The sequence below is a fragment of the Bradyrhizobium sp. P3_C3 genome (genome assembly GCF_056402655.1).
Genome location: NZ_JBFUGY010000033.1, coordinates 18,005 through 43,663, shown reverse-complemented (window position 1 = coordinate 43,663; position 25,659 = coordinate 18,005). Strand labels below are relative to the sequence as shown.

Sequence of the window (25,659 nt, the reverse complement as noted above, 5' to 3'; positions counted from 1 at the left end):
TTCCCCACTATGGGCCACTGGCGCGGTGGCTGCCAAGCACCCCCGTGGCCGCCGGGCCACAACGAGGGAAATATTAACCATATATTGACGGCGCCACGGGGCAGCCATTTTGTTGATGGATCAAAGGGATGGTAGTGAGAGAGTAAGCCGGTGGTAGAGGTGGTTGGCCGACCTTGGGGATCCCCTGATCGGGGATTGGTTGGGCAGCCGGACTTCCGGCCTGCATTGGGGCGCTGGTGGGGATTCGTGCGGTAGCGCATGGGGTCAATCGATAGGTATATCTTCCGCACGACGCTGGCGTCGTTTGCGCTGGTCCTGGTCAGCCTCACCGGCGTGATCTGGATTACGCAGGCGTTGCGCGGCATCGACCTGATGACGAGCCAGGGTCAGACCATCCTGACCTTCCTCGGCATCACCAGCCTCGTCGTGCCGGCACTGGTCCTGATCATCTCGCCGATCGCGCTGATGATCGCGATCTCGCACACGCTGAACAAGCTCGCGACCGATTCCGAGATCATCGTGATGAATGCCGCCGGCTTCTCGCCGTTCCGGCTGTTCTATCCGTTCTTCTACGCCACCTGTGTCGTGGCGCTGCTGGTCGCCTTCATCGCGGCCTATCTCGCCCCCGACGGCATGCGGCGGATCAAGCAGTGGGACGCCGAGATCACCGCCGACGTGCTCACCAACATCCTCCAGCCCGGCCGCTTCGCCCAGCTCGACAAGAACCTGACGATCCGGATCCGCGAACGCCAGCCCGGCGGCATCCTCGCCGGGATCTTCATCGACGATCGCCGCGATCCCAACGAGCGCGTCTCGATCGTCGCCGAGCATGGCGAGGTCGTGAAGAACGACAACGGCTCGTTCCTGGTGCTCAAGGACGGCAATCTCCAGCGCTTCGAGGCCGGCAAGCGCGATCCCGCGCTGGTGGCGTTCGGCCGCTACGGCTTCGACATGTCGAAATTCTCGGGCCAGGGTCACGACGTCACCCTCGGCATCCGCGAGCGCTATCTCTGGGAGCTGTTCTCGCCGTCCGAGGACGATCCGGTCTACAAGCAGATTCCCGGACAGTTCCGCTCGGCTCTGCACGACAGCCTGCTGGCGCCGATCTATCCCTTCGCCTTTGCCGTGCTGACCTTCGCCTTCCTCGGCGCGCCGCGCACCACGCGCCAGAGCCGCAACTTCTCGATCGGCGGCTCGGTGATCGCCGTGTTCGGCCTGCGCATGGCAGGATTCGCCTGCTCGGTCATGGCGGTAAAGTCGCCTGGCCCGGTGCTGTTCCAATACGCGATGGTCCTGGGCGCCATCGGCGTCGGGCTGTGGTTGATCATCGGCGGCATCGTGGTCGAGCCGCCGCCCCGCCTCATGGAGGCCATCAACAGGTCGAACGCGCGCATCGCGCGGCTGTTCGGACGGCCGGCCGCCGCATGAGCATGCTCACCAACACCCTCGGGCGCTATTTCGCCGGACGCTTCGTCGTCGCGGCGCTCGGCGTGTTCGCGGGCATCTTCCTGCTGCTGGTGCTGGTCGACTACATCGAGATGGTGCGCAAGACCTCAGGGCTCGCATCCGCCTCCGCGATCATGGTGGCCGAGACCTCGCTGTTCCGGGTCCCGCAATTGCTCGAGAAGCTGACGCCGTTCTGCATGCTGATCGGCGCCATGACCTGCTATCTCGCCCTCTCCCGCCGGCTCGAGCTCGTGGTCGCGCGCGCCGCCGGAATCTCCGCGTGGCAATTCATCTCGCCGGCTCTCGGCAGCGCGCTCCTGATCGGGGTGATCGCCACCGTCGCCTACAATCCGATGTCGGCGAACCTGCGCGAGCTGTCCAAGCGCATGGAAGCCGAGCTGTTCGGCTCGGCCCCCGGCGGCGGCATCCAGGACGCCTCCGGCTTCTGGCTCAACCAGGTCACCAATGACGGCCAGGTCATCATCAACGCGGCGCGCAGCGAGCAGCAGGGCGTCCGGCTGACCGGCCTGACCCTGTTCCGATTCGATACGGACTGGCATTTCAAGGAGCGGATCGAGGCGCGCGAGGCGGCGCTGGAGTCCGGTCACTGGCTGTTCAAATCGGTGCGCCGCTTCTCGCTGGATTCGCCGCCGATCGACCAGGCGACGTTGGAGATTCCGACGACGCTGACCGAAGCCCAGATCCGCAACAGCTTTTCCACACCCGAGACTGTGTCCTTTTGGCAACTACCGAGCTACATCCGCTCCTCGGAGAGCTCGGGCTTCGCGACAGCCGGCTATCGACTCCAGTATCACAAGCTCCTGGCACAGCCGTTTTTGCTGGCCGCCATGGTGATGCTGGCGGCTTCCGTGTCGTTGCGTTTCTTCCGGATGGGCGGCGTGCAGAAGATGGTTTTGAGTGGCGTGGGCGCAGGCTTTCTGCTCTACGTTTTGTCGAAAGTGACTGAAGACTTGAGCAAGGCTGAGTTGATGCATCCGATCGCTGCGGCGTGGTTGCCCGCGGTGGTGGGCGGCCTCACCGGCTTTTTGGCCTTGTTGTATCAGGAGGACGGTTAGTGACTGCCGTCCATCGAGGGCTCGTGTCTCGTTTGACGCAGCGTACTCTGGTGCGCGCGAACGGATACGGCTTGTCCATTCGCAGGCTCCTGCTGGCTGTCGCCGCCGTGGCGTCGCTCGGCGGGCTGATGGACGTTGCGGCCGTGACGCCGGCCTCCGCTCAGAGCTTCACCTACAATCCGCTGCCGCCGCGTGCGAAGCCGCCGAAGGTCGCCAACGACAACCAGATGCTGGTTCAGGCGACCGAGGTCGACTACGACTACAACAATTCGCGCGTCTCCGCGGTCGGTAACGTCCAGCTGTTCTACAACGGCACCAGCGTCGAGGCCGACAAGGTCATCTACGACCAGAAGACCAAGCGGCTGCATGCCGAAGGCAACGTCCGCATGACGGATGCCGACGGCAAGATCACCTATGCCGAGATCCTGGATCTCTCCGACGACTACCGCGACGGTTTCGTCGATTCGCTGCGCGTGGACACCGCCGACCAGACCCGCATGGCGGCGAGCCGCGCCGACCGCTCCAGCGGCAACTACACGGTGTTCGAGAACGGCGTCTACACGGCCTGCGCGCCGTGTAAGGACGATCCGAAGAAGCCGCCGCTGTGGCAGGTCAAGGGTGCGCGCATCATCCACGACCAGCAGGAGAAGATGCTGTATTTCGAGACGGCACAGCTCGAATTCTTCGGCGTGCCGATCGCCTACATGCCCTATTTCTCGACGCCCGACCCGACCGTGAAGCGCAAGACCGGCTTCCTGATGCCGGGCTTCACGTCGAACACGCCGTTCGGCTACGGCGTCGAAGTTCCGTTCTACTGGGCGATCGCGCCCGATATGGACATGACCTTCAGCCCGCGCATCACCTCCAGGCAGGGCGTGCTGTTCCAGGCCGAGTACCGCCAGCGCCTGATGGACGGCGCCTACCAGATCCGAGTCTACGGCATCGACCAACTCGACCCCGGCGCACTCGCCGGCCAGCCCGGCGACCGCCAGTTCCGCGGCGCCGTCGACACCAAGGGTCAGTTCGCGCTGAACGACAAGTGGGTCTGGGGCTGGGACGGCGTCGTCATGTCCGACTACTACTTCTTCTCGGACTACCGCTTGTCGCAATACCGCGATCCGCTGGGCTCGTTCCTGTATCTGCCGACCGACGCATTGTCGCAGCTCTATCTGACCGGCGTCGGCAATCGCAGCTTCTTCGATGCGCGCACGATGTACTGGCTGAGCTACTCGGGCAACCAGAGCCAGGTGCCGATCGTCTATCCCGTGATCGACTATTCGAACGTGCTCAACTATCCGGTGTTCGGCGGCGAGTTCAGCTACAAGACCAACTTCACGAACCTGTCGCGTGACACGGCGGTGTTCGATCCGATCACCACGCTCGCCAATACCGCCAGCCTGTGCACGACGACGTCGGCCGATCCGCTCGCGCGCACGCCGTCGCAGTGCCTGCTGCGCGGCGTCCCCGGCACCTACACCCGCCTCACGGCGGAAGCGCAGTGGCGCAAGTCCTACACCGACCCGTTCGGCGAGATCTGGACGCCGTTCGCCAGCCTCCGCGCCGACGCGATCAACGCCTCGATCTCCAACCAGCCGGGCGTGTCGAACTACCTGCCGGTCGGCGACACCCAGGCGTTCCGCCTGATGCCGACCGTCGGCCTCGAATACCGCTATCCCTTCATCAACGTTCAGCCCTGGGGCTCGACCACCATCGAGCCGATCGCGCAGGTCATCATCCGGCCGAACGAGCCCTATGCCGGCAAGTTCCCGAACGAGGACGCCCAGAGCATGGTGTTCGACACCTCGAACCTGTTCAGCGTCGACAAGTTCTCCGGTTACGACCGCGTCGAGGGCGGCGGCCGCGCCAATGTCGGCGTGCAGTCCACCACGCAGTTCGACAAGGGCGGCGCCGTCAAGGTGCTGTTCGGCCAGTCCTACCAGCTGTTCGGCCTGAACTCCTACACGGTCCAGGACACCATCAACACCGGCCTTGATTCCGGCCTTGACAAGCCGCGCTCGGATTACGTGGCGAGCGCCAGCTACTCACCCAACAGCACCTACACGTTCAGCGTCCGCTCCCGCATGGACGAGCAGACCTGGAACGTGCAGCGCTTCGAGGCGGAAGGCCGCGCCAACTTCAATCGCTGGTCGGTCAGCATGATGTACGGCAATTACGCCGAGCAGCCGGAGCTCGGCTATCTGACGCGGCGCGAGGGCATCCTGACCTCGGGCTCGATCAAGGTCGCGGCCAATTGGGTGGTGACCGGCTCGGCGCGCTGGGACCTTGAGGCCAACAAGATCAACCAGTATGTGCTCGGAGCGGGCTATGTCGACGATTGCTTCGTGCTCGGCGTGAACTATGTAACTTCGTATAGTTACTCTGCGGGCACGGCGCCGCCCGTGCTGAACCACGCGTTCATGTTCCAGATCGGCCTGCGCACGCTGGCGACCTCGACGGGGTCCAGCTCGTCCGCCGGCTACCAATGAACCGTCTGAAATGACGGCCGGGCTCTCCCGAGAGCGAGCTCATCCCGGCTGACATGCGAGCGATAATCATGACGACCCAATTGCCTGTTTTTCGCCTCCTCCTCGCCATCGGTGCCGGGCTGATCCTCACCGGCCTGCCCGCGCCGTCGCGCGCGCAGAACATCGTCGTGATGGTCAACGGCGACCCGATCACCGATTTCGACATCGAGCAGCGCTCCAAGCTCGACCAGCTGACGACCCAGAAGACCCCGAGCCGGCAGGAGGTCATCAACGAGCTGATCGACGACAAGGTGAAGCTCAAGGAAGGCAAGAAATACGGCGTCGACCCCGGCATCTCCGACATCAACCAGTCCTACGAGGGCATGGCGCAGCGCATGCGCATCACGCCGGATCAGCTCACCAAGTCGCTCGAGGTCAAGGGCGTCCGCCCCGAGACGCTGAAGGGCCGCATGAAGGCCGAGATGGTCTGGACCAGCCTCGTACGCGGCCGCTTCAAGGAGAAGCTGATGGTCGGCGAGCGCGACGTCGCGCAGGCCGTGCAGGCCCAGACCGGCGACAAGCTCCAGATCGAGGGCACCGAGTACAAGATGCAGCCGATCGTGCTGATCGTGCCGCGCGGCTCGTCCCCGGCGTTCCTGGAGACGCGGCAGAAGGAAGCCGAGACCTATCGCTCGCGTGTCGGAAGCTGCGAGGAAGCCAATTCGCTGTTCCGCTCAACGCCGAACGCCACCATCCGCGACACCGTCACCAAGACCACCGCGGAACTGCCCGAGGCGCTTCGCAAGGTGCTCGACGACACCCAGATCGGCCACCTGACCGCGCCGGAGGTCACCAAGGCGGGCATCGAGATGGTCGTGCTGTGCTCGCGCAAGCCGACCATGATCGACACGCCGAAAAAGCGCGAGGTCCGCGAGAAGATGTATTCGGAGAAATACGAGAAGACCCAGAAGGCCTATCTCGATGATCTCCGGAAAGCGGCGATGATCGAATATCGCAACCGCTGATGGCCAACTTCGCCTTAGAACCTTCCATCAAGCCTTCGAAGCCCCTCGCCCTGACCCTGGGAGAGCCCGCCGGCATCGGCCCCGACATCACGATCGCAGCCTGGCTCAGACGCCGCGAACTGAACCTGCCCGCCTTCTATCTGCTCGGCGACGAGGCCTTCGTCGCCCGCCGCGCCAAGGCCCTCGGCGCCGATATCCGGATTGCCTCGGTAAGAGCCGGCGAGGCCGCAGCCGCGTTCACCGAGGCCCTGCCCGTGGTCGCAACGGGCGAGAGTGCAACAGCCGAGCCCGGCAAGCCCGACGAAGCGAGCGCGCCGGCCGCGCTCGCTTCGATCCGGCAGGCGGTCGCCGACGTCCGTGAAGGCCGCGCCGGCGCCGTCGTCACCAATCCGATCGCCAAGAGCGTGCTCTACCGCTCAGGCTTCCGCCATCCCGGCCACACCGAATACCTCGCCGAGCTCGCCGCAGAGAACGGCCGCGTGCCGCAGCCGGTGATGATGCTGTGGTCGCCGCGGCTCGCCGTGGTGCCCGTGACCATCCACGTCTCCTTGCGCGATGCGCTGGCCCAGCTCACCAGCGAGCTCATTGTCTCGACCGTGCGCATCGTCGCGACCGAGCTGAAATCCCGCTTCGGCATCGAAAGGCCGCGCATCGCGATCTCCGGCCTCAACCCGCATGCCGGAGAGGACGGCTCGCTCGGCCACGAGGAGCAGACCGTGATTGCACCAGCGCTTAAGGCGTTGCGTAGCGACGGCATCGAGGCGAAGGGACCGCTCCCTGCCGACACCATGTTCCACGAGGCCGCACGCAGCACCTATGACTGCGCCGTCTGCATGTACCACGACCAGGCGCTGATCCCGATCAAGACGGTCGCCTTCGACGACGCGGTCAATGTCACCCTCGGCCTGCCCTTCATCCGCACCTCGCCCGATCACGGCACCGCGTTCGACATTGCCGGCACGGCCAAGGCCAATCCAGCAAGCCTGATCGCGGCGCTCAAGCTCGCAAGCCGCATGGCGGCTGCGCAAAGCTGATGAGCGCGATCGACGACCTCCCGCCGCTTCGCGAGGTCATTCGCCAGCACGCACTGTCGGCACGCAAATCGCTGGGGCAGAACTTCCTGCTCGACCTCAATCTCACCGCGCGCATCGCGCGTGCGGCCGCGCCGCTCGAGGACTCCACCATCGTCGAGATCGGTCCCGGCCCGGGCGGGTTGACGCGCGCGTTGCTCGCGCTCGGCGCCAAACGCGTCATCGCCATCGAGCATGACGAGCGCGCGATCCCTGCCTTGCAGGATATTTCCGCGCGCTACCCTGATAGGCTCGAGATCGTGCATGGCGATGCCATGACCTTCGACCCGCGTCCGCTGCTCAATGGCGAAAGAGCAAAGATCGTCGCGAACCTGCCTTACAACATCGCGACCCAGCTGCTGATCGGCTGGCTCACGACCGACCCCTGGCCGCCCTGGTACGACATGATGGTCCTGATGTTCCAGCGCGAGGTCGGCGAGCGCATCGTGGCACGCGAGGACGAGGAGGCCTATGGCCGCCTCGGCGTGCTCGCCAACTGGCGCTGCGAGACGAAGATCCTGTTCGACATTTCGCCCTCCGCCTTCGTGCCGCCGCCGAAGGTCACCTCCTCCGTCGTGCGGCTGGTGCCGCGCGCAGAGCCTCTGCCTTGCGATCGCAAGCTGCTCGAACAGGTCGCAGCCGCCGCTTTCGGGCAGCGCCGAAAAATGCTGCGGCAAAGCCTGAAATCGCTTCAAGCGGATCCCGCTCGCCTTGCCGCCGCCGCAGGTGTCGATGCGACGCGCCGTGCCGAGACCATTCCGATATCAGGCTTTGTTGCCATGGCACGTGAATTGGCGGATATACGAAAGCAAGCTGGATAACAGGAATTTCGGAGGAAGGAATATGGCGTTGATGCGTCGGCAGTCCCTGGTCAAGTTCGATGCGCCCTTGTGCGAGACCATCGTCGACACGCCGAAGCCGAAAGGCCGCGAGGTGCTGGTGCGCATCGAGCGCTGCGGCCTCTGCCATTCCGACCTGCACATCCAGGACGGCTATGCCGATCTCGGCGGCGGCAAGAAGCTCGACACCACGCGCGGCATGACGCTGCCGTTTACGCTCGGCCACGAGATCGCGGGCGTGGTCGACGAAGTCGGCTCGGACGTGCCGGCGAACCTTGTCGGAGCCAAGAAGGCGGTGTTCCCGTGGATCGGCTGCGGCCAGTGCCGCGACTGCGCCAATGGCGACGAGAACCTTTGCGCGAAGCAGCGCTTCCTCGGCGTCTCCATCGACGGCGGCTTCGCCACCCACGTGCTGGTGCCCGACGCAAAGTACCTGCTCGACTACGATCCCCTGCCCGTCAACCAGGCCGCGACCCTGATGTGCTCCGGCGTGACCGCCTACGGCGCGCTCAAGCGCCTGGTCGACCGCCCGCGCCAGCGCAATCTGCTGCTGATCGGCCTCGGCGGCGTCGGCATGATGGGCCTGTCGTTCGCGCAGGCGATGTTCAAGCAGCCGATCACGGTGGCCGATCTCTCGCCGGCCGCACGCGAGACCGCGCTGAAGAACGGCGCAGCCGTCGCCTACGATCCGTCCGAGCCCGACGTGATCAAGCGCATCCTGAAGGAAACCGAGGGCGGCTTCGACGAGGTGGTCGATTTCGCCGGCAATGAGAAGTCGATGGCCTTTGCCGTGGCGGTCGCCGCGCGCGGCGGCAAGGTCGTCGTCTCCGGCCTGATGGGCGGCCAGTTCACCCTGCCGATGGTGCAATGGGTCTACAAGCGCCTGACCGTCGAGGGCTTCATGGTCGGCACGCTCGCGGAAGCCCAGGAGCTGATGGCGCTCGCCCGCGCCGGCAAGATCAAGCCGACGCCGATGCGCGAGGAGCCGATGGGCGACGTCCAGAAATGGATCGACGAGTTGCGCGCCGGCAAGGTCGTCGGCCGCATCGTGCTGAAGAACTGATGCGCAGGAAAATCCAGGCAGGCTTAGCGGCGAGATGAGATCTCGCCGCCGCGTTTTCCTCCGCCGAATTAACCCGGAATTGACGCAAGCCCCCGGTTCCAAATAGGGGAACCGGCACATCGCGAACTAAAGTCCTCGCCAGCTTCGGCGTCGAGCACGTCTATTACAACGGCAACAAGCTCGCCGATTTCGCCGATCCGAATGGCTTGAAGAAGCTCGGTATCGAGAAGGTCCCACCGATGGTCACGCGCGGCGTGCTGCTCGACATGGCCGCCTATTTCAAAACCGACATCGTGAAGGAAGGCACCGCCTTCAACGTCAAGGAGATCGAGGAAGCCGCCAAGCAGCAGAACGTCGAGATCCGCCAGGGCGATGTCGTCATCTTCCACACCGGCTGGCTCAGTCTGATCGGCAAGGACGACAAGCGTTATTCGGCCGGCGAGCCCGGTCTCGGCGTCGAAGGCGCGAAGTACCTGACCGGCAAGGGCGTGGTCGCCATCGGTGCCGACACCTGGGCGCTCGAGGTGCTGCCGTTCGAGTCCAAGAACGTGTTCGAGGTGCACCAGATCCTGCTCGCGATGAATGGGACCTACATTCTCGAGAACATGGACACCGCCGCGCTCGCTCGCGACAAGGGCTACGAATTCCTGTTCGTGCTCGGACAGCCGCGCTGGACCGGCGGCGTGCAGGCGATGATCAACCCGATCGCGATCCGCTGATCGGCGACGTACTCAGCGGGCGAGGATCGGCCTGCCGCCCGGCAGGCGCCCTCGCCCGACCTGTCCGTCATCGCGGCCTCAGATGCCATCGCCGCAATGCAACGAAGGCCCAGATGGCTTCGACGAGACCAAACGGCCAGGCGCCTTGCAGGAAGCCGTAAGCCGAGCCGAGCGCGCAGGACACCGCGAACAGCAGCACGAACCAATGGCTGCGATCCTCCAGGGCATAGCAGACCAGCATCGCCGTCACGGCAAACAGGCCGAATAGTGTCAGTGCATCCATGTTCCGGGTTCACTCCGCAGCGCGACGCGTGATAAGCGCTAGTCCCATGCCGGCTCTTATCCTGCCCCTGATCGATGCTGCAACCCACTGGCCCGAACGCGGCGGGTTGGTCGGCCTTGACCTCGGCACCAAGACCATTGGCGTTGCCGTGTCCAATCCGGACCGGCGGTTAGCGACCGGCGTCGAGACCATCCAGCGCAAGGCGTTCAAGCAGGATGCCGCCCGGCTGCTCGCGATCGCGGCCGAGCGCAAGGCGGTCGGCTTCGTGCTCGGCCTGCCCATCAACATGGACGGCAGCGAGGGCCCGCGGGCGCAATCGACCCGCGCCTTCGCCCGCAACCTTGCCGGGCTGACCACACTCCCCATCGGCCTCTGGGACGAGCGTCTGTCGACCGCCGCCGTCGAGCGCGAACTGATCGGCATGGATGTCAGCCGCGCCAAGCGCGCCGAAGTGATCGACGAGCACGCCGCGATCTTCATCCTGCAAGGCGCGCTCGACCGCCTCGCCAATCTTCGCGCGGCATCGGGCTGATCCATGGCCGTCGTGATCGCGGCGCTGCTGCCGGTCTTCATCCTCATCGTGCTCGGCGTGGTGCTCAGGCGCACCCTGATGCGGCTCGACACGCAATGGCATGGGCTGGAGCGGCTGACTTATTTCGTGCTGTTCCCGATGCTGCTGATCCAGACGCTGGTGAAGGCCGACCTCTCCAGGGTGCCGGTCGCCGGCGTCGGCGGCGCGCTGCTGCTGTCGGTGCTGGCGATGTCGCTGCTCTGCCTCGCGCTCCGCCCAGCGCTCGCGCGGTTCGACATCGACGGTCCCGCCTTCACCTCGATCTTCCAGGGCGCGACGCGCTGGCAGACCTATGTGGCGCTCTCAGTGTCCGCCAACATGTTCGGCGATGTCGGGCTGGCGCTGGCCTCCGTGGCGATGGTCGCGATCATTCCGCTGGTCAACGTGTTCAGCGTCGCCGTGCTCGCGCACTATGCTTCACCCGAGAAGCAGTCCGCCCGCGCCATCGTCATGACGGTGGTCCGCAATCCCCTGATCTGGGCCTGCGTGGTCGGCCTCGTCATCAACGTCATTCATCTGCCGCTGCCAAGAATCTGGCACGAGGTCGCGGATGCCCTCGGCCGTTCCTCGCTCGCCATCGGCCTGCTCGTCACCGGCGCTGGTCTGCAGCTCAAGGGCCTGCTCCGCCCGAGCGTGAGCGCAACCATCGGCGTGGCGTTCAAGCTGGCGCTGATGCCCGTGCTGGCGCTGGCGCTCGCCGCCTGGTTCGGGCTCTCGGGCGACAGCCTGGCGATCGTCGCAATCTGCGCGGCGGTGCCGACCTCGCCCAGCGCCTATGTGCTGGCCCGCCAGATGGGCGGCGATGCGCCGCTGCTGGCGCAGATCATCACGCTGCAGACGATCTTGGCGGCGGTCACGATGCCGATCGCGATCGCGCTGGTGGCTTAGGCCTCGTGCGAGGCCTCAGCTCCCCAGCCACATCGTCAGCACCACCGCAGTCAGATTGTTCAGCGCATGCAGCACGATGGTGAGCCAGAGCGAGTTGGCGCGATAACGCATGTAGCCGAACCACAGGCCGATGGAGAAGACCTCGGCGAGGAAGTACATGTCGTACTGCAGGTGCACGACCGTCCACACCAGTGACGACAGGATGATCGCGCCGGGCACGCGCAGGAAGCTCGCCGACCAGCCGCGAAACAGGAAGCCGCGCGCCAAAACCTCTTCCGACATCGGCGCAGCGACACTGAACGCGAACAGCAGCATCACAGCCGCGCCCTTGTCGCGGCCCGATTTCAACAGATCGGTCATGAAGCCTGGCGTCGCCTCGCGGCCCAGGCTCCGCGACATCGTCTCCCAGGCGACAACGATCAGGACAAGCCCGATGGCGCCGAACAGCATTTGCTTCCAGGACGGCCAACGCAGCGCGAGGTAGTCGACGAACGAGGCCTTCTTGATGCGGATGGCGAGCCACACCGCGGCCAGCGTCGCCGGCAGGCCCATGGTCACCGACAGCGCGAGCGCCGCGGGCTCGCGACCGACGCGCTGTAGCGACATCAGGTCGAGGGGGTCGCCACGGTCCCAGACCAGATAGAGGATGGCACCGACCTGGCCGAGAAACATCGCGACGAAGATGAGCAGGCCCCACACCGCCGTGCCCCAGAATTTCCAGACGCGCGGCGCGGCTAGCGTCACGGTCATCGGCGGGAGATCGGGATTGAGGGAGTCCATTCAAGCGCTTTCGTTGGGACGGCACCGTCATTCCGGGGCCGTTCGCACGACGATCTACTTCGTTCGCGGCGGAATCGGGAAATCATAGGCCGCCCCGCCCGCCCCCGGCAGGGAAAAATGCCACCACTCCTTCGCATAGTTCACAAAGCCTTGCTTCGCCATCGCGGCCAACAGCCGCTTGCGCCAGGCACGCTGGTCCGGATTGATCGACGTTACAGCAGTATGCCCCTTCGCGTCCGTGCAGTCGTAGCCCGTGCCCATGTCGACGCTGCCCTCCGGCAATCGTGCCTCGACCGGCGCCGTGCAATCGGCATAGGTTTTCGACGGGTCGTATCTGGCGGAATTGTCAGCCTTGAGATCGACCAGCGTGAGATCGAGCGCCGCGCCCGTGGAATGCTGCGAGCGGCTCGCGATGTAGCCGAGGCGGAACAGCTCGCTCTTCGGGATCTTCGGATTGTAGCGCCGCTCGGCCGCCGTCTCGTAGCCGTTCTGCGACCACTTCACCATGTCGAGCGAGGCCCGCGCCGGCCGGTAGCAGTCGAACATCTTCAGCGACAGGCTTTGCGCCGCCAATTCCTGCTGGACCGCCTTCAGCCGCAGCCCCACCTCGCGCCTCACCACGCATTCGCCGGCGCCGTAGCCGGCGAGCGGACGGCCGACGAAATTGTTGGACGTGGCGTAGCGGATGTCCTGGATGATGCCGGGATCGATGTCGCGCAGATAGACGAAGCCGCCGGGGAGCGACTGGGCGTGGGCTTCGGCCGTTATCATCGTCAGCGCAATCACAATTCGGATTAACTTCACGTGATCCATCCCCATCGTCATGGCCGGGCTTGTCCCGGCCATCCACGTCCTTTGCCTCAAATGCGGTAGAAGATCGTGGATGCCCGGGACAAGCCCGGGCATGACGGAGATACTGGCGACAGGCCACGCCAGAGCGACGAACTTGACAGATCAGGGGATAACCCCCCGCCCCGGCATTGGCCCTTGCCCCCCCAGCCATCCCCGCCTATAGCTCTCGTTTTAATGACATCGAAATCGACCTTCGTCCTCGGCCACCGGCATTTGCTGGGCATCGAGGGCCTTTCCGCGGCCGACATCACCGGCCTCCTCGACCTGTCCGAAGAATATGTCGAGCTCAACCGCCAGGTTGACAAGAAGCGCACCGTCCTGCGTGGACGGACGCAGGTAAATCTGTTCTTCGAGGCCTCGACCCGGACCCAGTCCTCGTTCGAGCTCGCCGGCAAACGGCTGGGCGCCGACGTCATGAACATGTCGGTCTCCTCCTCGTCCATCAAGAAGGGCGAGACGCTGGTCGACACCGCGATGACGCTGAACGCCATGCATCCGGATATCCTGGTGGTGCGCCATCACGCCTCCGGCGCGGTGGAACTGCTGGCGCGCAAGGTCGACGGTTCCGTGATCAATGCCGGCGACGGCGCGCACGAGCATCCGACGCAGGCGCTGCTCGACGCGCTGACCATTCGCCGCAACAAGGGCCGGATCGAGGGCCTCGTGGTCGCGATCTGCGGCGACGTGCTGCATTCGCGTGTCGCCCGTTCCAACATCATCCTGCTCAACACCATGGGCGCCCGCGTCCGCGTCGTCGGCCCTTCCACGCTGCTGCCGCCCGGCATCGAGCGCATGGGGGTCGAGGTTGCGCGCGACATGCGCGAAGGGCTCAACGGCGCCGATATCGTCATGATGCTGCGGCTCCAGCGCGAGCGCATGAACGGCTCCTTCGTGCCGTCGACCTCCGAATATTTCAACTATTTCGGGCTGGACCAGAAAAAGCTCGCTTACGCCAAGCCGGATGCTCTCGTCATGCATCCCGGCCCGATGAACCGCGGCGTCGAGATCGACACAGCGGTCGCCGACGGCGCGCAATCGCTGATCCGCGAACAGGTCGAGATGGGCGTGGCGGTACGGATGGCCGTGCTCGAAGCGCTCGCCCGCAATTTGCCGAACGCGTGATGCTCATGCTGACTGACCGCCGTCCCATCCTGCTCGCCAACGCCCGCGTCGTCGATCCCAGCAGGGATTTCGACGGCCCCGGCGATGTCCTGATTGCCGACGGCATCATCCGCGAGACCCGTCGCGGGATCGGAGCGGCCGGCGTCCCCGAGGGCACCGACGTCGTCAACTGCGCCGGCAAGATCGTGGCCCCCGGCCTGGTCGACATGCGCGCCTTCGTCGGCGAGCCCGGCTTCAGCCACCGCGAGACCTTTGCCTCCGCGAGCCAGGCGGCCGCGACCGGCGGCATCACCACCATCATCTGCCAGCCCGACACGTCTCCGGTGATCGATAACTCGGCGACCGTCGACTTCGTGATGCGCCGCGCCCGCGACACCGCGATCGTCAACATCCAGCCGATGGCGGCGCTCACCAAGGGCATGCACGGCGAGGAGATGACCGAGTTCGGCCTGCTCAAGGCCGCCGGCGCGATCGCCTTCAGCGACAGCGACAAGAGCGTGATCAACGCGCAGGTGATGCGCCGCGCGCTGACCTACGCGCGCGATTTCGACGCGCTGATCGTGCATTACACCGAGGATCCCGATCTGGTCGGCGAAGGCGTGATGAACGAGGGCGAGTTCGCCTCGCGGCTCGGCCTGATGGGCATCCCGAACGCGGCGGAGGCCGTGATGCTCGAGCGCGACATGCGTCTCGTCGCGCTCACCGGCGGGCGCTATCACGCGGCCTCGCTGACCTGTATCGACTCGCTCGACGTCCTGAAGCGCGCCCGCGACGCCGGCCTCGCCGTGACCGCCTCCGTCTCGATCAATCATCTTGCGCTGAACGAGAACGATATCGGCCCCTACCGGTCGTTCCTGAAGCTGTCGCCGCCGCTGCGGACCGAGGACGACCGCCGCGCGCTGGTCGCCGCGGTCGCCTCCGGCCTCGTCGACGTCATCATGTCCGACCACAATCCGCAGGACGTCGAGGTCAAGCGCCTGCCGTTCGCGGAAGCCGCACCCGGCGCCATTGGGCTCGAGACCATGCTGCCGGCGGGCCTTCGCCTCGTGCACAACGAGGAACTCGACCTGAAGACGCTGATCCGGGCCATGTCGACGCGGCCGGCCGAGATCCTGGGCCTGCCGGGTGGAACCCTGCGCACGGGCAGCCCGGCCGATGTCATCGTGATCGATCCCGATGTGCCCTGGATCGTCGATCCCGCCGACCTCAAATCGCCCTGCAAGAACACGCCGTTCGACGAGGCCCGCTTTACAGGCCGCGTGGTGCGCACCATTGTCGGCGGACGGACGGTGTACGAGCATGTCTGACGGGCAAATTCATGCGTGGCGTCGCGGTTCAGCATGGAGATGCGGCCATGGGGCTTGAAGCCTTCCTGCCGGTGGCCTTTGTCATCGGCTACCTGCTCGGCTCGATTCCGTTCGGGCTGGTCCTGACCAGGCTCGCCGGCACGCAGGATATTCGCTCGATCGGCTCCGGCAGCATCGGCGCCACCAACGTGCTGCGCACGGGACGCAAGAGCCTTGCCGCGGGCACCCTGCTGCTTGACGCGCTCAAGGGCACGGTCGCGGTGGTGATCGCCGGCTACATCGCGGGACCCAATGCCGCCATGGTGGCCGGGCTCGGCGCCTTCCTCGGCCATCTCTTCCCGGTCTGGCTGAAGTTCAAAGGCGGCAAGGGCGTCGCCGTCTATATCGGCATCCTGCTCGGCCTGTTCTGGCCCGGCGCGATCGTGTTCTGCCTGCTTTGGCTCGCCACCGCCTTCACCACCCGCTACTCCTCGCTGTCCGCGCTGGTGGCGGCGTTCATCACCCCGATTTTCCTGTGGTGGTTCGGGCACCTCGCGCTCGCATCGCTGTTCGCCGCGCTGACGCTGCTCTTGTTCTACGCGCATCGCGAGAACATCAAGCGACTGCAATCCGGCAAGGAAAGCCGGATCGGCGAGAAGGCCTAGAGCGTTTTCGAGCGAAGTGGCTACCGGTTCGCGTCAAGAAAACGCGTCAAAACAAAATCCAAGGCCGGAAAAAGTACGGATATCGCCGCACCGCCTCCGCATTATGTGCCAATTCCTGTTCGCAACTCGGAAGCTGCTCGCGGCCGGAGTGGCGAACGAGTTCCACGCCTGTCATCCTGACAGCGGAAATGGCGTTACGCGGTAGCTCAGAATGAGCGAGAAGGTTGTCGGCACGCATGACGGGTCCGGTTCGCACGGTGCTTCCAGCACCGCAGCAAGCCGGCTGCTCTCGATGACCAATATCTGGTCCGATGCGCCATCGCCGCTGCCCGCGCCCGAGCCTGCTCCCGTACCCCCGCCAGTGACCCGGCCTGCGCCCGTCGCGCAAGCCGCCGCGCCAGTCGAGATCGTGACCATTGCAGCGCCGGTCGCGGCCGTGCAGCCGCGCTCCAGCCAATGGCCGCCGCAAAGAGTGTCGCTGGCCCTTCAGGGCGGCGGCACTTTTGCGGCCTTCACCTGGGGCGTGCTGGAGCGGTTGCTGGAACACCCGACCATCCAGATCGACACCATCAGCGGCGCCAGTGCCGGCGCCATCAATGCGCTGCTGCTCGCCTCCGGCCTCGCCGAAGGCGGACGCGAAGGCGCCCATTCGCGGTTGAACCGGTTCTGGGCCCGCCTGATGCACGAGGCCTCGTTCCGCTCCTTGATGCTGGTCGGCGGATTCTCGCCGGCGGGAAGCTCGGTCGCATTCGGTCCGACGTTGCGCTCCGGCCAGTTCGATCCGTTCGATCTCGATCCGCTGCGGCTGGCGCTATCGCGCGACATCGATTTTGCCGCCTTGCGCGACGCGGCCTGCCCAAAACTGCTGATCGCCGCGACGCGAATCCGCGATGGGCAGCAGCAGATCTTCCGCAACGATTGCATTACCGCCGACGTCGCGCTGGCCTCGACCTGCCCGCCTTTGGTTCACTGCGCCGTCGAGATCGACGGCGAGGCCTATTGGGATGGCGGCATTGGCGGCAATCCGCCGCTGGTGGGCCTGGCGCAGGAATCGACAGCCTCCGATCTGCTGCTCGTCCAGGTCACGCCCACGCGCGACAGCTACGTGCCGATCACGCTCGCCGCGATCGACCGCAGGCTCGACCAGATCGCAGCCAACGCCGCCCTCAACGCCGAGATCGCGGCACTCGAATGGGCGCGAGCCACGGCTGCACCTTCGCTGCGGCTCTCCAGGATCGCGGCCGAAGACTCCGTTGAGGGCCTGGCGCAGCGCTCATCCACCGATCTCGGCCGCGGCTTCATTCGCACGCTGCACCGGAGTGGCCGCGAGGCCGCCGAGCGTTGGCTCGGACAAGGCGCTGCAGGCGCCGAGGCCGAACGCGCGCTGCCCGCCGCTGAGCCTGCGCTAGCCTGATTTCGCCAGCGCGTCCTCCAGGAACCATGCCGCCGCAAGCGCGCCCGGATCGTTGCCGAAGCGCGCGATCACCTGCACGCCGATCGGCAGGCCGCCCACTTTCATCACCGGCACGTTGACGCACGGGTTGCCCATCAGCGTCCAGAGCCGGTTGTAACGGGGCGAGCCGGTCGAGGCGAGCTCCTTGGCCGGCGCGGTGCCCGGCGCCGAATAGGTCAGCAGCACGTCAAACCCCTCGAACAGTTCGCCGAGCTCGCGGCGGCCACGGCGGGCGATCCGACGCGCGTCGTCATACTGCTTCGGCGTCAAGCCGACGGTGTCATCGAGGCTGGCACGCAGCATCGGCGCGATCTCGTCGTGATGCTCCGAAAACTCCCAGGCCAGCGCGCGATGCGCCTCGAAATCCTGGATGATCGGGTGGATGCGCCAGGCTTCCTGCACCGACTCCGGCAGATCGATGGTCTTGACACTGGCGCCGGCCTTCTCGGCCGCCTTGATCGCAGCCTGCAAGCCCTCTTCCGCCGCCGGCTCCACGGCCTCGGCAAACTCCTGCCTCACCACGCCGATGCGCGGCGCCTTGGCCGCGGCGATGCCATCGAATTCAGTGCGGCCGGTGATCGCCAGCAGCCCGCGCGCGAGATCTTCCGCGCGCGATCCGAACAGGCCGACAGTATCGAGCGCCCACGAGTAGCACTTCACGCCGATGGTCGGCAGCATCCGGAACGACGGCTTGATCGCGGCAGCCCCGCAATAGGCGGCGGGCCGGATCACCGATCCGCCGGTCTGGGTGCCCAGCGCTAGCGGAATCATGCCGGCGCCGACGGCCGCAGCCGAGCCCGAGGACGAGCCGCCCGGCGTATGGCCGAGATTGTGCGGATTGAGCGTCGGGGTCGGATCGCGCGAGGCGAACGCCGTGGTGGTGGTCTTGCCGATGATGGTGGCGCCTGCCCGCTTCAGCATCATCACGACCGGCGCGTCCGAGCGCGGCTGCCAGCCGCGATAGATCTCCGAGCCCATCTCGGTCGGCATGTTGGCGGTGTCGATGATGTCCTTGATGCCGACGGCGATGCCGCGCAGTGGGCCGGAGGCTTGCGCCTTCGCGGATTTGTCGTGACGGACGAAGGCGTGGACGTCCTTCTCCCTGGCCTCGATCGCCGCGTGCGACTGGGCGATTGCGTCATCGGGCGAAAGCTCGCCCGCTTCGATGCGGCGCTGGAGGTCGGCGAGTGAGATCATGGCAATACCCTTCTTATTGCCATCGCTTTTAGCATCGGGACGAGGTCGCGCAAGCGCACGTGGACGCGGTCGATCCATGCGTGCAGTCGACCGGGACCAGCGGCTCGACCAGAGCATCCGCGTCCGCGGGCGCCGCGCGGATGAGATCAAAAATGGAAACAGTATCTTTCAATTATTTCTATTTTTATCGCGATTCAATCGAGCCAGTGTGAGGTCACAACGCAGGGCCCTGCGGCGCGCACTCTCTTACGAACCACAAACGCCTGGTGCGTCACCGCCGTCGGACCTCAACCAAGCACAGGAGCGATGACCATGGATACGACCCGTTATGCTTCCCTCGTTGGCCGCCTGCTGATCGGCCTCCCGTTTGCAATGAGTGGCTTCAGCAAGCTCACCGCTTATGGTGCGACGACCGCTTACATCGCCGCTGCGGGATTGCCGGTGCCCCCGTTGGCATATGCGATCGCAGTTCCCGTCGAGCTCGGTGGCGGTCTCCTGCTGATCGCGGGCTATCAAGCCCGCTCGGTCGCGCTGGCGCTCGCCATATTCTCGCTAGCCGCGGCAGTCTCGTTCCACAACAACTTTGCAGACCAGAATCAGATGATCCACTTCCTCAAGAACGTGATGATGGCAGGCGGCCTGCTCCAGATCTTTGCCTTCGGTGCCGGTGCGCTTAGCCTTGACGCTCGCGTCTCCCGTGGCGGCGTCGCTGTCGCTCAGGCGGCGCACGCGCGTTGAATCGACGACCTTGCGGAAGACCCGTCGACCACGTCGGGTCTTCCGGCAGCGCCTTTGAAGCCCGATCAAGCGCACGTAACTGTTGCCCACGCCCTCAGGTTGTTCCATGCTGCTCCCACAAGGAGACGCCGTGGACGCCATCAATCCGAGCGTGGAGCTGACTGAAGCCGAGCGGATCGACCGCCTGCGGCTGATCCGCTTCGACAATGTCGGGCCGCGTGGCACTAACGCGGAAACGCCGCAACCTTTGCGTTAGTTCTAAATTGCCCCGACAATCAAGGCGATGAGATTCGAATTGCCGGACTGTTGGACGCTCACGCCGTCTCGGCTTAGGCTGTGCGCCTTCTGACCCAACCTGTTCATTGACGCGGCTGGACCAATGTCGAAAAATGCTTACTCTCTGCCAGAGGATAAGCGATTTAGCGGTGCTATGAAACGACGCGGATTCATCACTTTGGCTGGCGGGGCGTTGGCGTGGGCAACGGCCGCACGCGCTCAGCAAGTGAAGCGCGTCTCGCGGATCGGCCTTTTCCTCCCCCACCGCGAAATTTGGAGGTCGACGCGTTCCTCGTTGCGCTTCGCGGTCTCGGTTGGGTTGAGGGCGAGAACGTCCACGTTGAATATCGCGACGCCGACGGCGACGATAACCGGCTTCCGGCGCTGGCTGCTGAACTGGTCGCCCTCGGCGTCGACGTTCTCGTGACAGCCACATTTCCCGGGGTTCTTGCCGCGCACCGTGCGACGACCACAATTCCAACCGTGATGATCGTGGGTCCCGATCTGGTGACCTTGGGCCTTGCAGCCAGCATGGCTCATCCCGGTGGCAACATTACGGGACAGACCTTTTTCCTTACAGAACTAGCTGCGAAGCGGTTAGAGGTTCTTGCGAGCATAGCTCCCTCGATGACCCGCGCAGGGGTGCTCATGCAGCGAGGCAACCCCCTGAACAACGGCACCATGAGTGCCATGACGAACGCCGCGCGGGCAATGAAGGTTGAGCTGCGACCGATCGAGCTTGACGTCCCCGGCGACCTCGACAACGCGCTATCAATCTTCGGCTCCACCGCCATGGACGGTCTCGTCATCACGGACGCCAATGCGTTTGTCACCAATTCGGCGTTGGTCGCGGCGATTGTCGACAAGTGCCGCGTGCCATCGATTGCCGCACCCATCGTCGCGTCCCGGGGGGGCGCACTGGTAGGGTACGGGGTAGACTTCACCTCCATGTTTCGCCGCGCCACTGTTTTCGTTGACAAGATATTGAAGGGCGCGAACCCGGCCGACATCCCCATCGAGCAGCCGACGCTGTTTAAGACGGTCATCAACTTGAAGACCGCCAAGGCGCTCGGCCTCGAGATACCGCAGTCGCTGCAGGTGCGCGCGGACGAGGTCATCGAATAGCAAAAGCCTTGAGGAATGAGGCAGCGCGTTGCTCCATTCCTCCTCCGCCCATGATTGGGGCGATAGAAACAACCACACGCCACTGTTGCCCACGCCCTCAGGTTGTTCCATGCTGCTCCCACAAGGAGACGCCGTGGACGCCAGCAATCCGAGCGTGGAGCTGACCGAGGCTGAACGGATCGACCGCCTGCGGCTGATCCGCTCCGACAATGTCGGGCCGCGCACCTTCAAATCGCTGGTCGATCATTTCGGCAGCCCGCGCGCCGCACTGGAGCGGCTGCCCGATCTGGCGCGCCGCGGCGGCGCTCAACGATCGGGGCGCATCTGTAGCGTGGACGAGGCGAAGGCCGAGCTCGACGCAAGCCGCAAGTTCGGCATCGCCTGGCTTGCACCCGGCGAGGACGGTTATCCGGCGCGGCTCGCCACGCTCGACGATGCGCCGCCGCTGCTCGCCGTGCGTGGCGACAACGCAACCTTGATGCGGCCGATGATCGCGATCGTCGGTTCGCGCAACGCCTCCGGCGCCGGCTTGAAATTCGCCGGGCAGCTCGCGCGCGAGCTGGGCGAAGCTGGCTTCATCGTCATCTCGGGGCTCGCCCGCGGCGTCGACCAGGCCGCACACCGCGCCAGTGTCGAGAGCGGCACCATCGCCGTGCTCGCCGGCGGACATGATTGCATCTATCCGCCCGAGCATGGCGACCTGCTCGCCTCGATCCTCGATCACGCGGGCGCTGCGATTTCCGAGATGCCGCTCGGCCACGAGCCGCGCGCCCGCGACTTCCCCCGCCGCAACCGGCTGATCTCGGGCGCAGCCCTCGGCGTGGTCGTGGTCGAGGCGGCGCATCGCTCGGGCTCGCTGATCACCGCGCGCATGGCGGCAGAACAGGGCCGCGAGGTGTTCGCGGTGCCCGGCTCGCCGCTCGACCCGCGCGCCGCCGGCACCAACGATCTGATCAAGCAGGGCGCAACGCTCGTCACCGAAGCGTCCGACATCGTCAACGCTGTCGCACCGATCATGGAGCGGCCGCTGATGCATCGGGCGAGCGAGCCCGACAGCGAACCGTTCGAGAGCGATCCGCAATCACACGACCGCGACCAGATCACCGGCCTGCTCGGCCCCGCCCCCATCTCGATCGACGATCTCGTGCGGATGTCCGGCGCATCGCCAGCCATCGTGCGCACAGTGCTGCTGGAGCTCGAGCTTGCCGGCCGCCTCGAACGCCACGGCGGCGGTCTCGTTTCTCTTCTCTAGGTGTCGTTGCGCTCATCGAACCGCGTGCGTGCCGCCGCGATCTGCGCCTGGTGCTCCTTCGCCCATAGCCCAAGCGCCATCACGGGCTGCTGGAGCCCGCGGCCAAGATCGGTCAGCTCATAGTCCACGCGCGGCGGAATGGTCGGGAAGATCGTGCGCGTGACCAGGCCGTCGCGCTCCAGCCCGCGCAGGGTCAAGGTCAGCATCCGCTGCGAGATGCCGTTGATCATCCGCTTCAGCTCATTGAAGCGCTTGGGCCCGTCGCTCAGCATCATGATGACGAACACGCTCCATTTGTCGCCGACGCGCGCCAGGATCGAGGCGACCCCGCGGCAGTCCGCGTGGTCGCGATCCGGCATCTGGGGAGCAGGAAAATCGGTGTGTGCAGGTCTCAAAGATGTGCCCATGGCTCAAAAAAGTGCGTTCTTGCGGGGAATTTGACAGTCACTCATGTAGTGCGGGTTACAAATCTATACCATAGGTGAACCCCAATGAAACTCCTCCATATCGACTCCAGCGTGCTCGGCCCCCACTCCGTCTCACGGCAGGTTTCCGCCGCCATCGTCGACCGTCTCAGGCAGGCGACGCCGTCGCTCGACCTCGTCTACCGCGATTTGACGCAGATTCCGCTCGCCCACCTCTCCGGCTCGCACCTTGCGGCCGCGCAAGGCGCGCCGGCGCCGGCGGAACTCGGTCCCGACCTGGCCGCGAGCGCGGCCGTGCTCAACGAGTTCCTTGATGCCGATATCGTCGTGATCGGCGCGCCCATGTACAATTTTACGATCCCGAGCCAGCTCAAGGCCTGGATCGACCGCGTCCTCGTGGCGGGGAAAACGTTCAAATACGACGCGAACGGCCCGCAGGGTCTTGCCGGCGACAAGCGCGTGATCGTGGCGATCTCGCGCGGCGGCTATTACGGCCCGGGCACGCCGGCCGCCTCGCTCGAGCACCTCGAAACCTATTTGCGCGGCGTGTTCGCGTTCATGGGCATCACGAGCCCCGAATTCATCGTCGCCGACGGCATCCAGGTTGGCCCTGAGCATCGTGAGAAAGCGCTGGCCGGAGCGCTTCAGGCTGCCACCAGCCTGCAGGCGGCGTAACACTTACGCCGACACCAGCCGCTGCCGGACTCCGGCGGCGGCTGAGAGTTCGACAGCGCTAAAACCAGGCGCCCTGAACGCCAAGAATGACGGCGATGAGCGAAATGAAAAGCCCGATGCCTGAGAAAAGTGCCACCCCGATGAACTCGGACGTGTCGGAGTGCTTGGCGGGAATAGCGGAATGTTCGGTGTAAATACGCGGTTCTGAAATCGACGAAGAAATACGAGCTGCTTTTGACATCGCGGGCTCCCTGAAAGTGAGTCTTATGACCCTGCCCGCAAAAGGGTCTTGGCAGCGCAAGCGAAGGTTCAACGCCTCACGGAAGGTTCAGAGGAATACAGCCACCGAGGTGTAGGAACAGGCCGGCGCAACCGATGTCGTCGCGCCGACCGATTCAATTTTCGCAAACGTTGATCAGCCGCGATAGATCGGCGCGCCGCTCGGAGACGCCACCGCGCCGCCGTCGACGAAGATCTCCTGGCCCTGGATGTGCCCGGCATCGTCGGAGGCGAGGAACAGCACCGTCTTCGAGATGTGATCCGGTTCAGCAATGCGGCCGAGCGGCGTGGATAGTCCAAGGCGCTTCTCGAACGCCTTCTCCGCTTCAGGCGTTGCGATCGCGGCGCCCCAGATCGGCGTGCGGGTCGCGCCGGGCGCAACGACGTTGACGCGGATGCCGCGCGGCGACAGTTCCGAGGCCATGATCCGCGCCAGCGCGCGCACGCCGGCCTTGGCGGCCCCGTAAGCGGAGTAGCCGGGAACGCCGAGCACGGAGATCACCGAACCGTTGAGGATGATCGAGGCGTTGTCGTTGATATAGGGCAGCGCCGACTGCACCGTGAAGAACACGCCGGTGAGGTTGGTGCTGATCACCTTCTCAAAGACATCCAGCGTCGTCGAGCCCAGCGGCGTGCTGCCGGGGATGCCGGCATTCGCGAACACGATATCGAGCTTGCCGAATTTTTCGGTGCCCTTCTTGATCGCCGCTTCAGTCGCGGCGACGTCGGTCGCGTCCGCAACCAGCGCGAGCCCGTTCGGCCCGAGTTCCTTTGCTGCGGCCTCCAGCGTCTCCTTGTTGCGCCCGGTGATGATCACCTTCGCGCCCTCGGCCACGAACAGCTTTGCCGTTGCCAATCCAATTCCGCTGTTGCCGCCGGTGATGAGTGCCGTCTTGCCGCTCAGTCTCATGCTCGCCTCTCCAATAGTTTCATTATGAAACCATATTGCAATCTAGGCGGATGGTTTTATGATGCAACCACACAAGCGCGTGATTGGCGCCGACATCGTGCGAATGTGAGGGGACCTCAGACGATGGTGAAACGAACGAGTTTTGAGGGTGACGGCTGCCCGGTCGCGCGGTCGCTGGAGGCGATCGGCGACTGGTGGACGCTGCTGATCATCCGCGAAGCGATGCTCGGTGTGCGCCGCTTCGGCGAGTTTCAGGGCAAGCTCGGCATGGCCAAGAACATCTTGTCGGCGCGCCTGCGCTCAATGCTCGAACACGGCATCCTGGCGACCGCCCCCGCCTCCGATGGCAGCGCCTACCAGGAGTATGTGCTGACGCCGAAGGGACTTGGCCTTTTCCCGATCCTGGTCGCGCTCCGGCAATGGAGCGAGGAGTTCGACGACACGCCTGAGGAGATCGACACCGTCATGGTCGATCGCGTCAAAGGCCGCCCGGTGAAGAAGCTCGAGCTGCACGCCGAGGATGGACGGTTGCTCAGCCTGGCCGACATCACGCTGAAGCCCCGACCGGCACCGCGGCGGCGGTCGGCCTGATCGCGGCACGCTGCCACCACACCGTCATTGCGAGCGCAGCGAGGCAATCCAGAGTTTCACCACGGAGGGATTCTGGATTGCTTCGCTGCGCTCGCAATGACGGGATTGATGCGGCGCGCCTCCATATATCGCCGTCACCCTGAGGTGGCCGCTTCTTCAGCGGCCCTCGAAGGGCGACGGCCCGGCTGCGGCATCTCGGCCGCTCATCCTTCGAGGCTCGCTACGCGAGCACCTCAGGATGACGGATTGGATGGTGAGCGCCGCTACGACAGCTTGCGCTTGCTCCGCAGCCGCAGGTGCTCGTCGGCCTCCAGCTTGGTCATGCCCAGGAGATAATGCAGCACGTCGAGCTTGTGGCGCTCGGCGAGCTTGCGCAACGCCCCGACCTGCTCGGCGATGAAGGCGACGGCCTCATCGACGCCGCCCTCCCCTGGTTCCTCACCGCGCGAGCCCCCCGGCGCGCCTGATGCGGCGCGCGCCCGTTTCTTTCCTGGCTTAGTCACCAGACCCCACCCGAATCCATGCCCCGGGAGGACTCTACGCCGACATTGACCGCAACTCCAAGGTGGTATTTTGCAACTTTCTCGA

The 25,659-nt window shown here is 65.2% G+C and carries 26 protein-coding genes and 2 pseudogenes; 20 read left to right on the top strand and 8 right to left on the bottom strand.

From position 1 onward, the window contains the following. The first annotated feature begins 258 nt into the window (after nucleotides 1-258). From lptF to AC1DW2_RS30895, 8 genes and pseudogenes are all read left to right on the top strand, one after another. Nucleotides 259-1,428 (top strand): LPS export ABC transporter permease LptF, encoded by a 1,170-nt coding sequence (gene lptF, locus AC1DW2_RS30930; RefSeq protein ID WP_063983679.1) that lies wholly within the window; start codon nucleotides 259-261, stop codon nucleotides 1,426-1,428. Next, entirely contained in the window at nucleotides 1,425-2,522 is a 1,098-nt protein-coding gene (gene lptG / locus AC1DW2_RS30925; protein WP_063983680.1) for an LPS export ABC transporter permease LptG, read from the top strand. The genes lptF and lptG overlap by 4 nt, the downstream gene beginning before the upstream one ends. Next, a complete protein-coding gene (locus tag AC1DW2_RS30920; protein ID WP_477007851.1) occupies nucleotides 2,522-5,008 on the top strand; it encodes an LPS-assembly protein LptD in 2,487 nt (828 codons plus the stop codon). The genes lptG and AC1DW2_RS30920 overlap by 1 nt, the downstream gene beginning before the upstream one ends. A 68-nt stretch (nucleotides 5,009-5,076) precedes the next feature. Continuing rightward, nucleotides 5,077-6,012 carry a peptidylprolyl isomerase family protein gene (locus tag AC1DW2_RS30915; protein WP_439034779.1) on the top strand — a complete coding sequence of 312 codons (936 nt, stop codon included), beginning with the start codon at nucleotides 5,077-5,079 and terminating at the stop codon, nucleotides 6,010-6,012. Continuing rightward, nucleotides 6,012-7,046: a 4-hydroxythreonine-4-phosphate dehydrogenase PdxA gene (gene pdxA, locus AC1DW2_RS30910; protein ID WP_477007850.1), complete on the top strand. Its 1,035-nt coding sequence runs from the start codon at nucleotides 6,012-6,014 to the stop codon at nucleotides 7,044-7,046. Before AC1DW2_RS30915 ends, pdxA begins: the two co-directional genes overlap by 1 nt. Then, nucleotides 7,046-7,903 carry a 16S rRNA (adenine(1518)-N(6)/adenine(1519)-N(6))-dimethyltransferase RsmA gene (gene rsmA / locus AC1DW2_RS30905; RefSeq protein WP_085402860.1) on the top strand — a complete coding sequence of 286 codons (858 nt, stop codon included), beginning with the start codon at nucleotides 7,046-7,048 and terminating at the stop codon, nucleotides 7,901-7,903. The genes pdxA and rsmA overlap by 1 nt, the downstream gene beginning before the upstream one ends. A 22-nt stretch (nucleotides 7,904-7,925) precedes the next feature. Then, a complete protein-coding gene (locus tag AC1DW2_RS30900) occupies nucleotides 7,926-8,984 on the top strand; it encodes an alcohol dehydrogenase (RefSeq protein WP_135215287.1) in 1,059 nt (352 codons plus the stop codon). Nucleotides 8,985-9,118: 134 nt separating this feature from the next. Beyond that, nucleotides 9,119-9,703: pseudogene (locus AC1DW2_RS30895) on the top strand (cyclase family protein); the annotation flags it as partial. 67 nt (nucleotides 9,704-9,770) lie between these two features. Here AC1DW2_RS30895 and AC1DW2_RS30890 read toward each other — a convergent pair. Further along, on the bottom strand, nucleotides 9,771-9,986 hold the full coding sequence (locus AC1DW2_RS30890; protein WP_028155062.1) for a hypothetical protein: 216 nt from the start codon (nucleotides 9,984-9,986) through the stop codon (nucleotides 9,771-9,773). A 46-nt stretch (nucleotides 9,987-10,032) separates the two neighbouring features. Here AC1DW2_RS30890 and ruvX point away from each other — a divergent pair, with 46 nt between their 5' ends. Beyond that, nucleotides 10,033-10,518: a Holliday junction resolvase RuvX gene (ruvX, locus tag AC1DW2_RS30885; protein ID WP_028150651.1), complete on the top strand. Its 486-nt coding sequence runs from the start codon at nucleotides 10,033-10,035 to the stop codon at nucleotides 10,516-10,518. A gap of 3 nt (nucleotides 10,519-10,521) precedes the next feature. Continuing rightward, entirely contained in the window at nucleotides 10,522-11,445 is a 924-nt protein-coding gene (locus AC1DW2_RS30880) for an AEC family transporter (RefSeq protein ID WP_354096588.1), read from the top strand. A 15-nt stretch (nucleotides 11,446-11,460) separates the two neighbouring features. On the opposite strand, the gene AC1DW2_RS30875 is transcribed toward AC1DW2_RS30880, so the two are convergent. Together AC1DW2_RS30875 and AC1DW2_RS30870 are read right to left on the bottom strand one after the other, a co-directional pair. After that, entirely contained in the window at nucleotides 11,461-12,225 is a 765-nt protein-coding gene (locus tag AC1DW2_RS30875) for a CPBP family intramembrane glutamic endopeptidase (RefSeq protein WP_354096587.1), read from the bottom strand. A gap of 54 nt (nucleotides 12,226-12,279) precedes the next feature. Further along, entirely contained in the window at nucleotides 12,280-13,038 is a 759-nt protein-coding gene (locus AC1DW2_RS30870) for a M15 family metallopeptidase (RefSeq protein WP_354096604.1), read from the bottom strand. Nucleotides 13,039-13,251: 213 nt separating this feature from the next. Between AC1DW2_RS30870 and AC1DW2_RS30865 the strand changes: the two genes are divergently transcribed. The 4 genes from AC1DW2_RS30865 to AC1DW2_RS30850 all read left to right on the top strand — a co-directional run bounded on the left by AC1DW2_RS30865 (nucleotide 13,252) and on the right by AC1DW2_RS30850 (nucleotide 17,564). Further along, complete coding sequence (locus AC1DW2_RS30865) at nucleotides 13,252-14,199, top strand: aspartate carbamoyltransferase catalytic subunit (protein WP_014494716.1); 948 nt, start codon at nucleotides 13,252-13,254, stop codon at nucleotides 14,197-14,199. Nucleotides 14,200-14,204: 5 nt separating this feature from the next. Continuing rightward, complete coding sequence (locus AC1DW2_RS30860) at nucleotides 14,205-15,506, top strand: dihydroorotase (protein ID WP_354096603.1); 1,302 nt, start codon at nucleotides 14,205-14,207, stop codon at nucleotides 15,504-15,506. A gap of 47 nt (nucleotides 15,507-15,553) precedes the next feature. Beyond that, the gene (plsY, locus tag AC1DW2_RS30855; RefSeq protein ID WP_166342106.1) at nucleotides 15,554-16,150 is read left to right on the top strand and encodes a glycerol-3-phosphate 1-O-acyltransferase PlsY; all 597 of its coding nucleotides are present in this window, start codon (nucleotides 15,554-15,556) and stop codon (nucleotides 16,148-16,150) included. A 211-nt stretch (nucleotides 16,151-16,361) separates the two neighbouring features. After that, nucleotides 16,362-17,564 carry a patatin-like phospholipase family protein gene (locus tag AC1DW2_RS30850; protein WP_354096586.1) on the top strand — a complete coding sequence of 401 codons (1,203 nt, stop codon included), beginning with the start codon at nucleotides 16,362-16,364 and terminating at the stop codon, nucleotides 17,562-17,564. Here AC1DW2_RS30850 and AC1DW2_RS30845 read toward each other — a convergent pair. Next, nucleotides 17,556-18,800 (bottom strand): amidase, encoded by a 1,245-nt coding sequence (locus AC1DW2_RS30845; protein ID WP_354079153.1) that lies wholly within the window; start codon nucleotides 18,798-18,800, stop codon nucleotides 17,556-17,558. The genes AC1DW2_RS30850 and AC1DW2_RS30845 overlap by 9 nt on opposite strands. A 312-nt stretch (nucleotides 18,801-19,112) precedes the next feature. Here AC1DW2_RS30845 and AC1DW2_RS30840 point away from each other — a divergent pair, with 312 nt between their 5' ends. The 4 genes and pseudogenes from AC1DW2_RS30840 (at nucleotide 19,113) to dprA (ending at nucleotide 22,191) form a co-directional block, all read left to right on the top strand. Continuing rightward, a complete protein-coding gene (locus AC1DW2_RS30840; protein WP_441268010.1) occupies nucleotides 19,113-19,538 on the top strand; it encodes a DoxX family protein in 426 nt (141 codons plus the stop codon). 106 nt (nucleotides 19,539-19,644) lie between these two features. Next, nucleotides 19,645-19,758: pseudogene (locus AC1DW2_RS30835) on the top strand (DNA-processing protein DprA); the annotation flags it as partial. Nucleotides 19,759-20,012: 254 nt separating this feature from the next. Beyond that, entirely contained in the window at nucleotides 20,013-20,939 is a 927-nt protein-coding gene (locus tag AC1DW2_RS30830) for an ABC transporter substrate-binding protein (protein WP_477007849.1), read from the top strand. A gap of 109 nt (nucleotides 20,940-21,048) precedes the next feature. After that, nucleotides 21,049-22,191 carry a DNA-processing protein DprA gene (dprA, locus tag AC1DW2_RS30825; RefSeq protein WP_477007848.1) on the top strand — a complete coding sequence of 381 codons (1,143 nt, stop codon included), beginning with the start codon at nucleotides 21,049-21,051 and terminating at the stop codon, nucleotides 22,189-22,191. Here dprA and AC1DW2_RS30820 read toward each other — a convergent pair. Beyond that, nucleotides 22,188-22,598 (bottom strand): winged helix-turn-helix transcriptional regulator, encoded by a 411-nt coding sequence (locus AC1DW2_RS30820; RefSeq protein ID WP_028152772.1) that lies wholly within the window; start codon nucleotides 22,596-22,598, stop codon nucleotides 22,188-22,190. The genes dprA and AC1DW2_RS30820 overlap by 4 nt on opposite strands. Nucleotides 22,599-22,682: 84 nt before the next feature. Here AC1DW2_RS30820 and AC1DW2_RS30815 point away from each other — a divergent pair, with 84 nt between their 5' ends. Further along, complete coding sequence (locus tag AC1DW2_RS30815; protein ID WP_354079145.1) at nucleotides 22,683-23,291, top strand: FMN-dependent NADH-azoreductase; 609 nt, start codon at nucleotides 22,683-22,685, stop codon at nucleotides 23,289-23,291. Nucleotides 23,292-23,349: 58 nt separating this feature from the next. On the opposite strand, the gene AC1DW2_RS30810 is transcribed toward AC1DW2_RS30815, so the two are convergent. Both AC1DW2_RS30810 and AC1DW2_RS30805 read right to left on the bottom strand, forming a co-directional pair. Next, entirely contained in the window at nucleotides 23,350-23,532 is a 183-nt protein-coding gene (locus AC1DW2_RS30810) for a hypothetical protein (RefSeq protein WP_354079143.1), read from the bottom strand. A gap of 174 nt (nucleotides 23,533-23,706) precedes the next feature. Then, a complete protein-coding gene (locus tag AC1DW2_RS30805; protein ID WP_354079141.1) occupies nucleotides 23,707-24,480 on the bottom strand; it encodes an SDR family NAD(P)-dependent oxidoreductase in 774 nt (257 codons plus the stop codon). Between the two features lie 123 nt (nucleotides 24,481-24,603). Here AC1DW2_RS30805 and AC1DW2_RS30800 point away from each other — a divergent pair, with 123 nt between their 5' ends. Next, complete coding sequence (locus tag AC1DW2_RS30800) at nucleotides 24,604-25,071, top strand: winged helix-turn-helix transcriptional regulator (protein ID WP_071913095.1); 468 nt, start codon at nucleotides 24,604-24,606, stop codon at nucleotides 25,069-25,071. 263 nt (nucleotides 25,072-25,334) lie between these two features. Here the strand turns inward: AC1DW2_RS30800 and AC1DW2_RS30795 are convergent, their stop codons facing one another. After that, nucleotides 25,335-25,574 carry a hypothetical protein gene (locus tag AC1DW2_RS30795; RefSeq protein WP_014494703.1) on the bottom strand — a complete coding sequence of 80 codons (240 nt, stop codon included), beginning with the start codon at nucleotides 25,572-25,574 and terminating at the stop codon, nucleotides 25,335-25,337. Nucleotides 25,575-25,659 lie beyond the last annotated feature (85 nt).

Coding starts and splice junctions, on each gene's coding strand:
- AC1DW2_RS30860 (WP_354096603.1), top strand. CDS start 14,205: ATGCTGACTGACCGCCGTCCCATCCTGCTCGCCAACGCCCGCGTCGTC.
- AC1DW2_RS30820 (WP_028152772.1), bottom strand. CDS start 22,598: ATGGGCACATCTTTGAGACCTGCACACACCGATTTTCCTGCTCCCCAG.
- AC1DW2_RS30800 (WP_071913095.1), top strand. CDS start 24,604: ATGGTGAAACGAACGAGTTTTGAGGGTGACGGCTGCCCGGTCGCGCGG.
- AC1DW2_RS30900 (WP_135215287.1), top strand. CDS start 7,926: ATGGCGTTGATGCGTCGGCAGTCCCTGGTCAAGTTCGATGCGCCCTTG.
- AC1DW2_RS30915 (WP_439034779.1), top strand. CDS start 5,077: ATGACGACCCAATTGCCTGTTTTTCGCCTCCTCCTCGCCATCGGTGCC.
- AC1DW2_RS30845 (WP_354079153.1), bottom strand. CDS start 18,800: ATGATCTCACTCGCCGACCTCCAGCGCCGCATCGAAGCGGGCGAGCTT.
- lptG (WP_063983680.1), top strand. CDS start 1,425: ATGAGCATGCTCACCAACACCCTCGGGCGCTATTTCGCCGGACGCTTC.
- AC1DW2_RS30805 (WP_354079141.1), bottom strand. CDS start 24,480: ATGAGACTGAGCGGCAAGACGGCACTCATCACCGGCGGCAACAGCGGA.
- AC1DW2_RS30875 (WP_354096587.1), bottom strand. CDS start 12,225: ATGGACTCCCTCAATCCCGATCTCCCGCCGATGACCGTGACGCTAGCC.
- AC1DW2_RS30850 (WP_354096586.1), top strand. CDS start 16,362: ATGAGCGAGAAGGTTGTCGGCACGCATGACGGGTCCGGTTCGCACGGT.
- AC1DW2_RS30865 (WP_014494716.1), top strand. CDS start 13,252: ATGACATCGAAATCGACCTTCGTCCTCGGCCACCGGCATTTGCTGGGC.
- AC1DW2_RS30810 (WP_354079143.1), bottom strand. CDS start 23,532: ATGTCAAAAGCAGCTCGTATTTCTTCGTCGATTTCAGAACCGCGTATT.
- plsY (WP_166342106.1), top strand. CDS start 15,554: ATGGGGCTTGAAGCCTTCCTGCCGGTGGCCTTTGTCATCGGCTACCTG.
- AC1DW2_RS30840 (WP_441268010.1), top strand. CDS start 19,113: ATGGATACGACCCGTTATGCTTCCCTCGTTGGCCGCCTGCTGATCGGC.
- ruvX (WP_028150651.1), top strand. CDS start 10,033: ATGCCGGCTCTTATCCTGCCCCTGATCGATGCTGCAACCCACTGGCCC.
- lptF (WP_063983679.1), top strand. CDS start 259: ATGGGGTCAATCGATAGGTATATCTTCCGCACGACGCTGGCGTCGTTT.
- AC1DW2_RS30815 (WP_354079145.1), top strand. CDS start 22,683: ATGAAACTCCTCCATATCGACTCCAGCGTGCTCGGCCCCCACTCCGTC.
- rsmA (WP_085402860.1), top strand. CDS start 7,046: ATGAGCGCGATCGACGACCTCCCGCCGCTTCGCGAGGTCATTCGCCAG.
- AC1DW2_RS30880 (WP_354096588.1), top strand. CDS start 10,522: ATGGCCGTCGTGATCGCGGCGCTGCTGCCGGTCTTCATCCTCATCGTG.
- dprA (WP_477007848.1), top strand. CDS start 21,049: ATGCTGCTCCCACAAGGAGACGCCGTGGACGCCAGCAATCCGAGCGTG.
- AC1DW2_RS30870 (WP_354096604.1), bottom strand. CDS start 13,038: ATGGATCACGTGAAGTTAATCCGAATTGTGATTGCGCTGACGATGATA.
- AC1DW2_RS30890 (WP_028155062.1), bottom strand. CDS start 9,986: ATGGATGCACTGACACTATTCGGCCTGTTTGCCGTGACGGCGATGCTG.
- pdxA (WP_477007850.1), top strand. CDS start 6,012: ATGGCCAACTTCGCCTTAGAACCTTCCATCAAGCCTTCGAAGCCCCTC.